This window comes from Phnomibacter ginsenosidimutans (genome assembly GCF_009740285.1).
GTDB classification, from domain to species: Bacteria; Bacteroidota; Bacteroidia; order Chitinophagales; family Chitinophagaceae; genus Phnomibacter; species Phnomibacter ginsenosidimutans.
In genome coordinates this window covers 2,353,697-2,368,359 of record NZ_CP046566.1, presented here as the reverse complement: position 1 = coordinate 2,368,359, position 14,663 = coordinate 2,353,697, and the positions used below count along the sequence as shown (strand labels likewise).

11 protein-coding genes are annotated in these 14,663 nt (G+C 48.0%); 5 read left to right on the top strand and 6 right to left on the bottom strand.

Annotated features, from left to right (window positions below; translation table 11 throughout):
- Window positions 1-145: 145 nt before the first annotated feature.
- From GLV81_RS10250 to GLV81_RS10230, 5 genes are all read left to right on the top strand, one after another.
- Window positions 146-3,874 (top strand): S8 family serine peptidase, encoded by a 3,729-nt coding sequence (locus tag GLV81_RS10250; protein ID WP_197428219.1) that lies wholly within the window; start codon window positions 146-148, stop codon window positions 3,872-3,874.
- A gap of 95 nt (window positions 3,875-3,969) precedes the next feature.
- Window positions 3,970-5,136, top strand: a complete 1,167-nt coding sequence (mqnE, locus tag GLV81_RS10245; RefSeq protein WP_157478782.1) for an aminofutalosine synthase MqnE — start codon at window positions 3,970-3,972, stop codon at window positions 5,134-5,136.
- A gap of 69 nt (window positions 5,137-5,205) precedes the next feature.
- Window positions 5,206-5,556, top strand: a complete 351-nt coding sequence (locus GLV81_RS10240; RefSeq protein WP_246185921.1) for a tRNA-binding protein — start codon at window positions 5,206-5,208, stop codon at window positions 5,554-5,556.
- Window positions 5,556-6,050: a methylated-DNA--[protein]-cysteine S-methyltransferase gene (locus tag GLV81_RS10235; protein ID WP_157478781.1), complete on the top strand. Its 495-nt coding sequence runs from the start codon at window positions 5,556-5,558 to the stop codon at window positions 6,048-6,050. The genes GLV81_RS10240 and GLV81_RS10235 overlap by 1 nt, the downstream gene beginning before the upstream one ends.
- A gap of 134 nt (window positions 6,051-6,184) precedes the next feature.
- Window positions 6,185-8,044 carry a M1 family metallopeptidase gene (locus GLV81_RS10230; RefSeq protein WP_157478780.1) on the top strand — a complete coding sequence of 620 codons (1,860 nt, stop codon included), beginning with the start codon at window positions 6,185-6,187 and terminating at the stop codon, window positions 8,042-8,044.
- 394 nt (window positions 8,045-8,438) lie between these two features.
- Here GLV81_RS10230 and GLV81_RS10225 read toward each other — a convergent pair whose 3' ends face one another.
- The 6 genes from GLV81_RS10225 to GLV81_RS10200 all read right to left on the bottom strand — a co-directional run bounded on the left by GLV81_RS10225 (window position 8,439) and on the right by GLV81_RS10200 (window position 14,625).
- Window positions 8,439-9,872: a S41 family peptidase gene (locus GLV81_RS10225; protein ID WP_157478779.1), complete on the bottom strand. Its 1,434-nt coding sequence runs from the start codon at window positions 9,870-9,872 to the stop codon at window positions 8,439-8,441.
- 52 nt (window positions 9,873-9,924) lie between these two features.
- Window positions 9,925-10,542: a DNA-3-methyladenine glycosylase family protein gene (locus tag GLV81_RS10220; RefSeq protein WP_197428218.1), complete on the bottom strand. Its 618-nt coding sequence runs from the start codon at window positions 10,540-10,542 to the stop codon at window positions 9,925-9,927.
- A 50-nt stretch (window positions 10,543-10,592) separates the two neighbouring features.
- A complete protein-coding gene (locus tag GLV81_RS10215; protein WP_157478777.1) occupies window positions 10,593-10,754 on the bottom strand; it encodes a hypothetical protein in 162 nt (53 codons plus the stop codon).
- Complete coding sequence (locus GLV81_RS10210; protein ID WP_157478776.1) at window positions 10,751-11,545, bottom strand: hypothetical protein; 795 nt, start codon at window positions 11,543-11,545, stop codon at window positions 10,751-10,753. Before GLV81_RS10210 ends, GLV81_RS10215 begins: the two co-directional genes overlap by 4 nt.
- A gap of 214 nt (window positions 11,546-11,759) precedes the next feature.
- Window positions 11,760-12,212, bottom strand: a complete 453-nt coding sequence (locus GLV81_RS10205) for a hypothetical protein (RefSeq protein WP_157478775.1) — start codon at window positions 12,210-12,212, stop codon at window positions 11,760-11,762.
- 13 nt (window positions 12,213-12,225) lie between these two features.
- Window positions 12,226-14,625, bottom strand: a complete 2,400-nt coding sequence (locus GLV81_RS10200; protein ID WP_157478774.1) for a ribonucleoside-diphosphate reductase subunit alpha — start codon at window positions 14,623-14,625, stop codon at window positions 12,226-12,228.
- Window positions 14,626-14,663: the final 38 nt, after the last annotated feature.

Sequence of the window (14,663 nt, the reverse complement as noted above, 5' to 3'; positions counted from 1 at the left end):
ATGGTGGATGTCAGGATTTGATGCTGGTGGATAATTTCATCCGGCTATTCAACGTTTGGCGTATCTCTTTGGGCTTCGGCTATCTTTGAACATCGCTATGCGGAATCGTATTACCCTTTTTATTGTTGCTTGTTTACTGCTTGCTGTGGGCATTCCTCATTGGCTACAGGCGCAAACCACTGCCGTGTATCCGCTTCAGCTACCGGCTTCGGCGGTGTACGAAGGCGTGGTACAGGTAAAAATGAAACCGGGTTTTGCGCATTTGCTTTGGAAAAAAACAGCCACCGGCTGGCAAACAGGTTCGGCCAACCTCAATAAAGCCCTGCAAAAAATTGCCGCCAGCAAAGTAGATACCCTTTTTAAAACCGTGTACGAACTGGCCGATGCCGACGAAAACTCTCTGGCACAGCAACGCATGGAGCAAGCCGGGTTAATGCGTTGGATGACTGTTCGCTTTTCGGCCAACTTACCGGTAATGCAGGTGTGCAGCATGTTTCGCTCCCTGCCCGAAGTAGCGTGGGCCGATGCCGTGGGCAAAATCGAACTCCATGCCGATCCCAACGATGCGTTTTTTGCCAACCAATGGTATTTACGCAACAGCGGCCAAACCGCTGGCAGGGTAGGTGCAGATATTAATGTGTCACCGGCATGGAATTTCACCACCGGCAGCAGCGATGTCATAGTGGCTGTGCATGATGGTGGTGTGCAGTTATCACATCCCGATTTGCAAATCAACATGTGGCAAGGCAAGTCTTTCAATTTTGTAGCCAACAATACCCAGCTCACCGACGACAACCACGGTACCCACGTAGCAGGATTGCTGGCAGCGGTGCGCAACAACACTGTCGGCATTGCTGGTGTGGCCGGTGGCAATGGCACGGCCAGTACAGGGGTAAAAATGATGAGCTTGCAAATCATTGGCGGTACACCTGTAGTGGCCGGTCACGAAGCGTTGTCGTTTGTATATGCGGCCAACAACGGCGCTGCTATTTCGCAAAACAGCTGGAGCTATAATGCCCCCAATTTCTTTCCGCAGTACACGGCCGATGCCATCGATTACTTCATTACCAATGGTGGCGGCACAGTGCTGAAAGGCGGCATCGTTATCTTTTCTGCGGGCAACAATGGCACCGAACAAACCTATTTTCCCCCTGCTTACAACAAAGTATTGGCAGTAGCGGCAGCTACGCATAACGATGAAAAAGCAGGCTACTCCAACTTTGGTACTTGGGTGGATATAACCGCCCCCGGTGGCGATGCATCTCAACCCATGCTCAGCACCATCACGGGTAGCAATTATGGCAACCTGTTCGGCACATCAATGGCTTGCCCGCTGGTGAGTGGGGCTGCGGCATTGCTGGTGAGTCGTGCACCGGGCAAAATGCTGGCCGATGACCTTCGCAGCCTCTTGCAATTTGGCGTCGATAATATTTATCCTATCAATGTTATCCAACTGGCGGGCAAGTTGGGCACCGGCCGATTGAATGTGGGCAAGAGCATGCTGCGGACAGATTCGCTGGCCAACAATGCCACGCTGGCTGCCGTTACCAATTTTTCACTGCAGCCACAGTGCAGCACCTGGCAATTGCAATGGACCATGCCCGCTGCTGCCAGCAAAGTATTGGTCGCCATAGCACCTGCCGAAGCATTCATTGGATTGCCTTTTTATCAAACCTATACCGAAGGCCAAACTCTGCCCGGTGGCGGCACGGTAGTGTATAGCGGCAATGCGAACACCGTTACAATTCCCATGCCCATGGATGGTAGCCGGTGGCAGCTGCGCATTTGGGCCAGCAATGCCGATGGCAGCGTGTATAGTTTGGGTGAAACGATTACAGCAACAGTGCCCGTTACGGCTAACATGCCCCAAGCCATTGGCAGCAACAACAGCATTCAATTATCGTGGCAGCGCCAATGCCCGCAGCGTGGCTTGCTGCTGGCCACCAGTACCGATGGCAGCTTTGGTACCCCCACCGGCGACCCGGCCGCAGTAACCATTATTCCCGGCGGCGGACAACGGTTGCAACAGGGTAACCAGACTGGATTTGTGCACACAGGTTTGCAAGCCGATCAGACCTATTACTATGCTTTATATCCCTATCAGTTCAATGGAACCAGTTGGGAATATGGTGAACCTGTTACGTTTGCAGGCAACACGGCTTGTGCTGTAAAAGCCTTACCCATCGAAGAAAGTTTTACCAGTACTACCTATCCACCGGTTGGCTGGCGATTGCAGGATGGCGGGCCCAACGGAAGTTTGGTTGCCGATGGCAAAACATGGCGTCGCCTGCAACTGGCAGGTAGCTCCGCCGGCGATGATATTTCTGTGCTGATGAATGCCTATACCCAAAACGGCAACAACAGCAAAGAAACCTTGCGTACCGCAGCTTTCACCATGCCCGATGCCAGCGTAGCAGACTCTGTTATTGTGTTGTTCGATTATGCTTACCGGGCTTATGCACCCGATGCCGATTTGGCCGATTCTTTGGAAGTAGCCTACAGCCTCGATTGCGGCACCACCTATCAAACCTTATGGAAAGCAGGCGGGGCTGGTTTGGCTTCGGTGCCTGGCTTTTCAACGGCTGAGTTTGTACCATTCAATCTTAGTGATTGGGCCAGCAAGCAATTGAAATTACCGGCGAATATTCCGGCTGGTGCTACCGTGAGCATTGGCTTTATTGGTACCAATAAGTTTGGGCAAAATTTGTGGCTCGACAACATTCGGGTACGCATGGTAGAACGCAACAAAGCCGACCTGAGTTTGCCACGTTTGACTGCTACAACGGACACGGTGTTGTGCAATACCATTTTTACACCACACATACTGCTCCGCAACAACGGTGCAGCCATGTTGCAGTCAGCACAAATTGTATTGTTGCAAAATGGCCAACGCATCGATTCGGCTCAATATGCAGCCTTGGCATTAGTCGCCAATGAGGATACTACTTTGCTATTCAAGCCTGTTAATCTCAGCCTTGGTGTACAGCAATTGCATTTTGTAGTACAGCCATTAGCTGGCATACAAGATCCTTTTGCAGTAAATGATACGCTGCGGGTATGGGTGAGTGTGGCAGGCAATGCTTCGTTGCCATACCAAACTTCAATGGAAGACAATGCATCCGTGCCTGTGGGCTGGACGAGCACACCTGTCAATCAGGGGTGGATGAGTAGCAATGCCGCAGCGGCGAGTGGCAGCAAAGCCTTGCTGGCAAAGCGTTTCGGACAAACATCAACCAACACATACGAATGGCGGTTGCCGGTGCTGGCTCCCGTCAGCAATGCAGACTCGTTACTGTTGTATTTTACCAAAGCTTCAGCACCCACTTCAGCCATTGATGCCAGTGCCGGAGATACGCTGGAAATTTTGTGGAGCAATGATTGCGGCCTCAACTGGCAAACCGTGGCCGCCCGGTTCGGCAACCGCTGGCATACAGCCCCGGCTACCGATGCCGATTATTTGCCACAGGCTTCCCATTGGCAAAAAGACACCATTGACCTGACTGCTTTGTTACCAAGCGCCAGTACGCCATTTCAACTGGCATTCAGGTTGAAAGCTGGCGGTAGCAACAATGGCTGGCTCGATGACCTGCGCATCCTTTCCAAAAATGTACCTGCTGCTCTCAAGGCTGCTGGTTTCGGCGTGTATCCCAATCCGTTTAGCGGGCAGTTCCTCATCTGGCATTATCAGCCGGAGCCCCGCTGGCGCAGTGCCCGCCTCATCAGCGCCACCGGACAAGTGTTGCAGCAGTGGCAATGGACGGCCAATCCGCCGCAAACTCTTACAGTAAGCACAGCCCATCTGCCCGCAGGCCTCTACTATATGCAGTTGCAGTACGATGGTTTTAGCCGGACAGAAAAGCTGGTAAAATATTGATGTGCAACCCCGCCATTTTTTAACGCCAACACTGATAAACATCAGGCCTTCACCGCTGTTGTTTACGTTACATTTGCACCCAATTAAAGGAATACATGAGTCAGATTTCTACCTTGATGCACAACATAGTAGCTACCGATGCACAGCTACAACAGATAGCCGATAAAGTAAACAATGGCGTACGCCTCAGTCCGGAAGACGGACTGTATTTGTTTGAACATGCCCCGCTGGGCTGGCTGGGTGCCTTGGCCAATCAGGTTCGGGAGCAAAAGCATGGTCACCGCACTTATTTCAACCGCAATTTTCATATCGAACCCACCAACGTGTGTGTGTTCAGCTGTAAGTTTTGCTCTTATAGCCGACTGTACAGCAAGCGGGAAGAAGGCTGGGAACTGAGCATCGATCAGATGCTCGACATCGTGAAAAAATACGATGGCCAGCCCGTAACAGAAGTACACATTGTGGGTGGTGTACACCCCAAAATGGATATGTACTTTTTCATGGAACTCACCAAAGCCATCCGTGCCCATCGCCCCGATTTGCACATCAAAGGCTTTACAGCCGTGGAGCTGGATTATATGTTCCGCAAGGCCAAAGTGAGTGTGGAAGAAGGCATGAAACTGATGCACGAAGCCGGTTTGCAATCATTGCCCGGTGGTGGTGCCGAAATTTTTGACCAAAGCGTAAGAGAACAAATCTGTGCCGATAAAGTAGACGGTGCCGGTTGGTTGCGCATTCACAAAGCTGCCCATCAGCTGGGTATGCATAGCAATGCCACCATGCTGTACGGACACGTAGAAACCTACGCCCACCGCATAGACCACATGGAGCAGTTGCGCCAACTGCAGGATGAAACCAAGGGCTTCAATACTTTCATTCCGCTCAAGTTTCGCAACCACGACAACGAAATGAGCCATGTAAAAGAAACCACGCTGATCGAAGACATGAAAGTGTACGCCGTGGCCCGTCTGTACATGGACAACTTCCTGCATATCAAGGCTTACTGGCCCATGCTCGGCCGCCACAATGCACAGCTCAGTCTGTCGTTTGGCGTAAATGATATCGACGGCACCATTGACGACAGTACCAAAATTTACAGTATGGCGGGCAGCGAAGAGCAAAGCCCCAGCATGACCACCGAAGAACTCGTAGCCCTCATTCATCAGGCGGGCCGGGTAGCGGTAGAAAGAGATACACTCTACAAAGAAGTAAAAGTGTTTGAACGCAGCACAGCACCTGTGCCCGATGCGTCTTTGAACTAAGTGACTCTTTGGATTGAAACAAAGAAGGCAGCATTTCGGTGCTGCTTTTTTTGTGAATAGAAAGGAGCAATGTGTTATGTTAGTGCCATGCACATCAACTGGGAACAATTTGAAGCGGTAGACATGCGGGCCGGAACCATTATAGAGGCAAAGGTGTTTGACAAAGCCCGTCGGCCGGCTTACAAACTATGGATTGATTTTGGCGAACTCGGCATCAAAAAATCATCGGCACAAATCACTGTACTCTACGAACCGCAGGCACTCATTGGCCGGCAGGTGATTGCGGTGGTCAATTTTCCACCCAAGCAAATTGCCGATTTTATGAGTGAATGTTTGGTACTGGGTGTATACAATGAAAACAACGACGTGGTATTGCTGCAACCGCAGCAGCCCGTACAAAACGGAGGCAAAGTAGGGTAATGGAAAATCAAATCGCTATCATCCCATCACCACTCGGCCACATCCTGCTCACAGCCAATCATGATCAGGTAACGGAAATAAAATTCATTGGTGATGCCCTGCCTTTACAGGCTGCAACTACGTTGTTGTTACAAGAAGCTTCCACACAATTGCAGGAATATTTCGAAGGCAGCCGCACCGAATTTAGTTTTCCGTTTGGCCAGCAAGGCACCCCATTTCAGCAGCGGGTATGGGCGGGCCTGCTCGATATTCCATTTGGCAAAACCATCAGCTACAAAACCATGGCCATTCGCCTGGGCGATGAAAAATGCATACGGGCGGCAGGTACGGCCAATGGTAAAAACCAGCTGGCCATTGTGGTGCCCTGTCACCGGGTGGTAGGTACCAATGGTGCGTTGGTAGGCTATGCCGGAGAACTCTGGCGCAAGCAATGGCTGCTGGAGCACGAAGCCAAACACAGCGGCCTCGCCACACAGTCGGCCCTGTTTGCCTGATTGTGTTTTTTTTAACAAGCGTTTTTCCGCCGCAAAACGTCATATTGCAGTTGTTCTTTACACGCTCTTCTTTGGGTACCTCATTTTCCCAAACACACACATTCCCGTTTCTATTGATCATCTAAATTTTTGGCATGCGTTTTTATGTGAATGTTTTTGTAGCCGCATTGTTATGGGCTACCACTGCTCAGGCCCAGCCCGACCGCTGGCAGCAGCAAATCAGCTACAACATGGATGTACGGCTGAATGTGCAAACGAATATCCTGCAGGGCAAACAGCAAATTCAGTACACCAACAATTCGCCCGATACCCTGCATGAAATTTACTTCCACCTGTATTGGAATGCTTTTCAGCCCAACAGCAGTATGGATGTCCGCAGCCGGGAACTGGGTACCAAAGTGGTGGGCCGCAACCGCGATGGCAGCGACCGCCTCGATTGGGATGGCCGTGTAAAGGATCGCATCAGCCAACTGAAGCCCAATGAAATTGGTTACTGCCGCATTCAATCCATCACCCTCAATGGTGTTACGCTCAAAGGCAAGGAATACGAAACCATCATCAAATTTGATTTGCCCAAGCCCATTTTGCCCAAGCAAACTGTGAGCATTCAAACCCAGTTTGAAGCACAGGTGCCGGTGCAAATTCGCCGCAGTGGCCGTGACAATGCCGAAGGCGTTCGCTACAGCATGAGCCAGTGGTACCCCAAAGTGGTGGAGTACGATTACACCGGCTGGACGCCCAACCCTTACATTGCCCGTGAGTTTTACGGTGTGTGGGGCGATTATGATGTGAACATTACCCTTGATAAATCGTACAAGATTGGTGCCAGTGGTGTGTTGCAAAATGCAGCCGCTATTGGCTGGGGCTACGATAAGCCCGGCACACCGCTCAAAGACATTGCCGGTGAAACCCGCAGCTGGCGTTTTACCGCTAAAAAAGTGCACGACTTTGTGTGGGCCGCCGACCCCGGCTACCAGCACATTACCCGCAAGCCCGACAATGGCCCCTTGCTGCATTTCATTTTTAAAAGCGACAAAGCCGACGATGCCAACTGGGTGAGCACCGCCAACGAATGTGCCCGTGCCTATCCGTTTATGAAAGACTTGTTTGGTGCCTACCCATGGCCTGAGTACAGCTTTATTCAAGGTGGCGATGGTGGCATGGAATACGCTATGGCTACCCTCATCAAAACAGCGTCATTGGGCACCGCCATCCACGAATGGATGCACAGCTGGTACCAACACCTGATGGGTACCAACGAAAGCCTGTATGCCTGGATGGATGAAGGCTTTACCAGCTATGGCGAAAGTGTAGTAACGCAATACCTGAAAGGCGGCACCGGCTTTGCACTGGCCGATGAATACCGCGGCTACATTGCACTGGCCAAAGGCAAGTTTGAAGAACCCATGAGCACCCATGCCGATCACTTTGCTACCAACTATGCGTACAGCACAGCAGCGTACAGCAAAGGCGCTGTGTTTTTGGGTCAGCTGGGTTATGTAATAGGCGACTCGCTGCTCAAAAAAACCTTGCATGCTTACTACGATGCCTGGAAATTCAAACATCCCAACCCGAACGATTTTGTGCGGGTGGCCGAAAAAGTAAGCGGCATGGAACTCGACTGGTACAAAGAGTACATGCTGTACACCACCAAAACCATCGACTATGCCATCGACAGTCTGTGGATGGAAGACAACTACACGCTGGTTCGCATCAAGCGGTTGGGCGAAATGCCCATGCCGGTAGATGTAACGCTGACATTTAAAGACAGCACGACCGAACAGCACTATGTACCACTCAACCTTACCTATGGCGAAAAGCCGGCTGAAAGTACTGCGCCCCGTGTGGTATACCCCGCCCAGCGCTGGACACACCGCGAAATGATCATCCGTACCAACCGCCGTATCAACGAAATAATTTCGGTAGAAATAGATGCATCACAACGCCTGGCCGATATAGAACGCAAAAACAACAAGCTGGAACTGAAATGGTAACCCGCTTGGATTGATGTACTACAAAAGCGCAGCACTATTTTAGTGCTGCGCTTTTGATTTGATGGCAAATGATGAATCAGAAAGTTTGCCAGCAACGTCTCCAATAGGGACGTTGCGTACCGAAGTCGGATGTCATAGAGTGGAAAATACCACGGCTTTTATACCGCGGAATAATAACGGGAAAAGGATGTAGCTGCAGGCATCGTATGTATGCAATAAACAACGTCCTCTGTGAGAGGCGTTGCTCGAATAATGCACCGTAATCCGTGCATCTGTGGCCATGGATTTTTTAGCCACAAATGCACAGGTTGAAGTGGTATTTTTTCAACTTTCTTGTATCTAAACATATCTGTAGGAAAGTGCCCCTGCCGATATATACACCTCGATGGGCACTTTACTTTTTTTGCAAGTCCTTGATGATATAATCCAACCACTTTTCCTGTGGCAGCGGAATAACAACATCTGGTGTGAAGCCCGTATTGTCAATCGGTTTTGTATCTGTCCAGCTGGATTGAGTAATAGGTATGGTGAGTATAAATTGTTGGCAGGGCAGGGCTGTGGGTACAGACATACCTTCATAATCCATCATGCCAATAGTGTTGCTGCCATACGTGGTCACCTTCTTGCTTTGTTTGGATAAATAGAAAAAATATTCCGTAGAACTGCCGCAAAACCCGTCTACCACCAACGCAATTTTTGCAGGGTTTTTGGTAATGGAATCCAATGGAAAAGTAACACCCGGTATTGGGTAAAACCTGGACTTGGTGACAGGCAATTCAGCATACGCTTTTTTGTAAGCCGCTAAGATGGGTGCTGGAAAATACTTGGCATAGTCACTGCTGATGGGCTGTTCTACAAATGGGGCAAGGTCTTTCAGCTTGTGCTGCACATTCTCCGGTGTAACCCTCAGTAATGAAGGGTACTGTTCAATGGGATGGGTCATAAAATAGGGAAGAAAATATATCCAACCGGTATTGCCGCCACCGTTGCCTCTCAGGTCTACAATCAAATACTTGTTGCTTCTAATCATCGAATCATTAGCCGCCACCACTTGCTGTATAATCTCATCCGTTCTTGTAAAACTGGGTATTTTCAAATACGCCACATTGGGTTGTAGTTGGGTACATACAATGCCATTGTTGTTGTTTTTCCAGCTGTTTAGCTCGGCTTTTTCCTGTGGGGTGATGTGTTGCGGATAGACTTTCCCCCATAACGCATGATTCCAAAGTTGTAACAAGTTGCCCCGTTGCATGGCTGGCGATGCAGTGCTGATAAAACTGTTGTACTCTTTGACCATGAACTGGTCTTTGTTCGCTGTTAGCGTGAAGTACACAAATCCTTTCGGAAAATTATCAATCGAAGATTCAATTTTGACTGCCTGATAAACACCCTTGCCTGATTGTTGAATACCAATCGTAACCGTACTATCCGCATTCATCCAAATGCCCTCCACCGGAGCCAGCGTTCTCTGGGTCGTTCCGTCTTGCCAGTAGTTGGCTGGCGTTTGCAGCACCGTACTATCAAAGTCCTTTTCGTTGTTGTATGCCAGTATGAAATGTTTGTCTTTAAAAAAATGGATGTACTGGCTGAGGATATAGTAGCAGTTTTTAGTGTTGGTAACCTGTGCAGCTTTGTGCCGCAGTTTTTTTACCAGTGCCTGATAGTGTTGAAGGTTTGATGCAGTCACTTTCGCCGGAAAGCCGGCATAATTCTCCTCTGTTTTTCGAATCGTTTGTTGCAGATTGTCCAAACAGTTGCATACAGTTTCTTGCCCCATGCTGGTCAGTGAAGTGAGTGCCAGTAGCCAAATGAGTTGCATACGCATCATAGCAAATTGTTTTGTGTTGGTGAGACTACAATGTACCGGAGTAAGTTGTCGCTTACAAAAAGTCAAGTGGTTTCTTTCTTTTGTTGAGATAGTAATGCCATAAAAAATACACGGCCAACGAACGTCTGGGTGTCCAGCTTTCAGCCAGCTGTAACATGTCTTCTTTTGTGTGAGCTCCTGTGAGCTCCCTGAGGGTATTGATGACCGCAATATCACCTATGGGAAAAATATCTTTCGCTTGCAAACACAGCATCAAATAAATATCAGCCGTCCATTGGCCAATCCCTTTGATAGACGTGAGTTGTGCTCTCACCGTGGCTTCATCTTGTTGCGACAATGCGGCTATATCAAGCGTTCCATTGGTTACAGCCGTAGCCAATGCTTTCAGATACGTCGCTTTCTGCCGGCTGATCCGGCAGCGCCTCATCTCAGCATCGGTAAGCAGCAAAATATGGGCCGGCGTAAAAGCGGGCAAGTAATTTTTGAGTTGCAGATAATGGGCTTTGGCAGAAGCTAAGCTTACTTGTTGCTCCAGTATAATGCGGCACAACGAAACAAAACCTGCTGGTCTTGCCCATACAGGCGGCGGTCCGTATCGGGCATAAATCTTAGCAAAAAGACCATCAGTGGCAATGAGCTGTTCAATAGCTGCTTCGTTCACGATGTTCATCCGTACGATGTTTTGGTTGATGCCCGCCATCAATACACAAATGGAAGCATTTACAATACAGTAAACTTCATCTTGGTGAAATCTATCACAACAACGTGGCCATCAAAATAGGCATTGCCGATAAGTCCGTAAGTACCTGCTTCTTTAAAAATGTTTGTGTGGTACAAGTCGGGGTCAGGGTGAACATACATTTTTGGTGCAGCAATAGTCATGTTGCCAATCTGAACCTTTTTTTAAGGACACCACCCGGCACATCATGCGACTTGCCCCAAGTTGTAATGTTGTACAAGGTATCGGTGTATTGCACGGCATCTTGAAAGGCTGTAAAAGCAGTGGTTGTTTTCAACGGAAACAAACTGGCGCCACTGTCATAAAAGAAATCGTATTGCTTGCCGCCAATGGTTACGGGAAGAATGATTCTGTTTTGAAACAAAGTGAAATCAATAGTTTGGCTCTTGGTAGCATAAAATGGCTTCGACAGCCTGTCGGCGTAGCCGATTTTATTCTTTTTAAAATCGATGATGAGTACTCCCTGCCGAAACAAATCGATACCCATGGTGCCTACGGTTGTAGAAGAGCCTAAGTTATCTAGTATAATTTGCTTGTCTATATGGTTGCCATAGTTGGGCAACAGACCTATGATGTTTTTAGGAAGCTGATTGCCCGAAATTTGAACGCCGCCATTTTTTACATTAATGAACCCATCAGCTTTAAACGTATCGATGGTAAAAAATGATTGGCGCAGCATGGGAAAAGCAGCACAGAACGACAACCAGGTATCGCCATAAAAAAAAGTTCTGGGCGATCCCGTGTCAAACTGCCAGCGAAAATTGAAGTCAATCGTATCAATAGCCGATCTCAACATCATGGCTTCTTTTGGGTTGCTGCTATCGCCGCTCCAGTAGAAATCGTACCATTTTACTTTTTCAACATCCAGGTGTTGGCCAATACTCCATGTGCTGATGAGGAGTAGGAGGAACGTGTTGGTAAGAGTCTTCTTCATGAGTAAGTAGATGTAGTGCTGCTGTTATCAAAATTTCAGGCCATTGTGTAGCGCCGAAATACTTTGTAGATGAAGATAAGGAGATGGAAAAAAACAGCAAAACCATGGCCGGTAGCAACTTTACTAATCAGGTGGTTTGCTGTTAATTCTAACCACATTATTTCAACCAATATTGCATAAAAGCAATGCTCTGTATATGAGTGCTTTTATATCCTCAGTTGGTAATTGTTTTTTTCATGCGGGAAAAAGGGAATCCATTACAGCCTTTCCGCGGATTTGATTTGTTGGCAGCTGGTGTTTGCAAAGCTTCTTGCAGGGTAGTGGCATTGTAGGCAGTGAGACAAAAGCCCCACTGCCAAGGTTCCATGTTGTTGAAAAAAACAATGTCTATCCGGGTGTACAAGCATGCATCGGTAGGGTTGGCTGTATCGTTTTGGGCAATAAAAAACTGCCCGACTTTGTTGTACTGCAACAGGTGGTAACGGGCCTTTTGGCCATGCTGCCACAGGTTATTGCTGATAACATAGTTGCTGCCATAGTCGTCAGTAAAACAGCCCAGCAATGCTGGTGGTATTTGCGCCAGCGTACGTTGCCCGGTGCTGGCTTTTGTAAAGCAGCCCGTTGCAAAGAGTGATACAAAAACGCAAAACGTTGTTACCGTTTTCATGCTACACACAATTTTAAGAGCCACAACTAAGGCAACCGTCCGTCATGCTGCAACTGGGGCCATCGGCTTGTGTAGGTACCACATCCGAGGCCGTTGTTGTATGATTGGCTGCTGTAGATTGCTGCGCCACATGTACAATATCGCTGGAGGCTTGTTTTTCCACCGTAAACTGCACCGCTTGAGTTGCCGCTTGTGTACGCAAATAGTACATGCCGGTTTTCAATCCTTTTTTCCAGGCATAAAAATGCATGGAGGTAAGTTTTGAACTGGTGGGTTGATCAACAAACAAATTGAGCGATTGCGATTGACAGATATAAGCGCCTCTGTCGGCCGCCATATCAATAATGCTTCGTTGTTTTATTTCCCACACTGTTTTGTACAGTTCTTTTATTTCAGCAGGTATTTCTTCAATGTGCTGAATAGAACCGTTGGAAGCAATGATGCGGTTTTTCATGTTGTTATTCCACAAGCCCAAATTCACCAGATCTTTCAGCAAATGCTTGTTTACAATAATGAATTCACCACTCAGCACCCTGCGGGTGTAAATGTTGCTGGTGTAGGGCTCAAAGCATTCGTTGTTGCCGAATATTTGCGATGTAGAAGCCGTGGGCATTGGAGCAACCAATAAAGAGTTTCTTACGCCATATTGCTGCACAGATGCCTTCAACGCTGCCCAATCCCAACGGGTAGAAGGCGTAACGCCCCACATATCGTATTGGAAAACGCCTTTTGATACCGGTGAGCCTTCGTAGGTTTCATACACACCTTCTACTTTGGCCAAATCGTTGCTGGCAGACATGGCAGCAAAATAGATGGTTTCAAATATGTTGGCATTCAGCAGTTTGGCCATTTCGCTTTCAAATGGCAACCGCAACAAAATAAACACATCTGCCAAACCTTGCACGCCCAAACCGATGGGTCGGTGTTTAAGGTTAGAATTTCTGGCTTCTTCTACCGGATAGTAGTTGTTGTCGATGATTTTATTGAGGTTCTTTGTTGCCTGATAGGTTACTTCATACAACTTCTGATGGTCAAATGAGCCATTCACTACAAACCGGGGCAACGCAATCGACGCAAGATTACAAACAGCAACTTCGTCCTTACTGGTGTATTCCATTATCTCAGTGCATAAATTGCTGCTTTTGATAGTGCCTAAGTTTTGCTGATTGCTTTTGGCATTGGCCGCATCTTTATACAGCATGTACGGTGTGCCCGTTTCTATTTGCGATTGCAAAATGGCAAACCACAAATCTTGCGCTTTAATGGTTTTTCTGGCTTTACCTTCTGCTTCGTAATGGGTGTAAAGTTGTTCAAAAGCATCGCCCCAGCATTCGCTTAGCCCGGGGGCTTCATTAGGGCAAAACAAACTCCACTGCTCGTTTGCTTCCACCCGTTTCATAAACAAATCGCAAATCCACAGCGCATAAAATAAGTCTCTTGCTCTCATTTCTTCTTTGCCATGGTTTTTGCGGAGGTCTAAAAATTCAAACACATCGGCATGCCATGGTTCCAGGTAAATGGCAAATGCACCCTTGCGCTTGCCACCCCCTTGGTCTACATACCGGGCGGTATCGTTAAACACCCGCAGCATGGGAATAATGCCATTGCTGGTACCATTGGTGCCGCCAATATAACTACCAGTAGCCCTGATGTTGTGGATAGATAAACCAATGCCACCAGCCGACTGAGAAATTTTTGCAGTTTGCTTGAGGGTGTCGTAAATGCCCTCAATGCTGTCTTCCTTCATGGTAAGCAAAAAGCATGAACTCATTTGTGGCTTTGGCGTGCCGGCATTGAACAGCGTTGGCGTTGCGTGTGTCATCCATCTTTCACTCATGAGGTGATACGTAGCAATGGCACTTTCAATATCTTCTTTGTGAATGCCAATGGCCACACGCATGTACATGTGTTGTGGTCGTTCTGCTATTTTACCATCAATCTTGAGTAGGTAAGATTTTTCTAAAGTTTTGAAACCGAAATAATCAAACCCAAAATCGCGGTCGTAAATAATGGTACTATCCAGCAACTCTTCATTGGATTCAATAATCTTCATCACATCATCGGCAATGAGCGGCAATTTGTTGCCTGTTTTGGCATCTATATAATGATAGAGCTTACGCATGGTTGCCGTAAAACTCTTGGTCGTATTTTTATGCAAGTTGCTTACGGCTATTCTTGAGGCAAGAATGGCATAGTCGGGATGCGTAATGGTTAGCGAAGCGGCGGTTTCGGCAGCCAGGTTGTCTAACTCCGTAGTAGGTACGCCTGCATAAATGCCTTCGATGGTTTTTTTAGCCACCTCGATTACATTTACCATGGGGCTCAGGCTGTAGCTGAGTTTTTCAATTCTGGCGGTTACTTTATCAAACTTAACAGGCTCTTTTTTGCCGTTTCTTTTTATTACATAACTCATACTGGGGCATGTTTAAAGCGAACACTTAAAAATCTTCT

What these genes read in the sequence shown, in the direction of transcription:
- GLV81_RS10205 (WP_157478775.1), bottom strand. Translation starts at nt 12,212, where the DNA reads ATGAAAACGGTAACAACGTTTTGCGTTTTTGTATCACTCTTTGCAACG.
- GLV81_RS10210 (WP_157478776.1), bottom strand. Translation starts at nt 11,545, where the DNA reads ATGAAGAAGACTCTTACCAACACGTTCCTCCTACTCCTCATCAGCACA.
- GLV81_RS10225 (WP_157478779.1), bottom strand. Translation starts at nt 9,872, where the DNA reads ATGATGCGTATGCAACTCATTTGGCTACTGGCACTCACTTCACTGACC.
- GLV81_RS10235 (WP_157478781.1), top strand. Translation starts at nt 5,556, where the DNA reads ATGGAAAATCAAATCGCTATCATCCCATCACCACTCGGCCACATCCTG.
- GLV81_RS10220 (WP_197428218.1), bottom strand. Translation starts at nt 10,542, where the DNA reads ATGAACATCGTGAACGAAGCAGCTATTGAACAGCTCATTGCCACTGAT.
- GLV81_RS10200 (WP_157478774.1), bottom strand. Translation starts at nt 14,625, where the DNA reads ATGAGTTATGTAATAAAAAGAAACGGCAAAAAAGAGCCTGTTAAGTTT.
- GLV81_RS10215 (WP_157478777.1), bottom strand. Translation starts at nt 10,754, where the DNA reads ATGACTATTGCTGCACCAAAAATGTATGTTCACCCTGACCCCGACTTG.
- GLV81_RS10230 (WP_157478780.1), top strand. Translation starts at nt 6,185, where the DNA reads ATGCGTTTTTATGTGAATGTTTTTGTAGCCGCATTGTTATGGGCTACC.
- GLV81_RS10240 (WP_246185921.1), top strand. Translation starts at nt 5,206, where the DNA reads ATGTGTTATGTTAGTGCCATGCACATCAACTGGGAACAATTTGAAGCG.
- mqnE (WP_157478782.1), top strand. Translation starts at nt 3,970, where the DNA reads ATGAGTCAGATTTCTACCTTGATGCACAACATAGTAGCTACCGATGCA.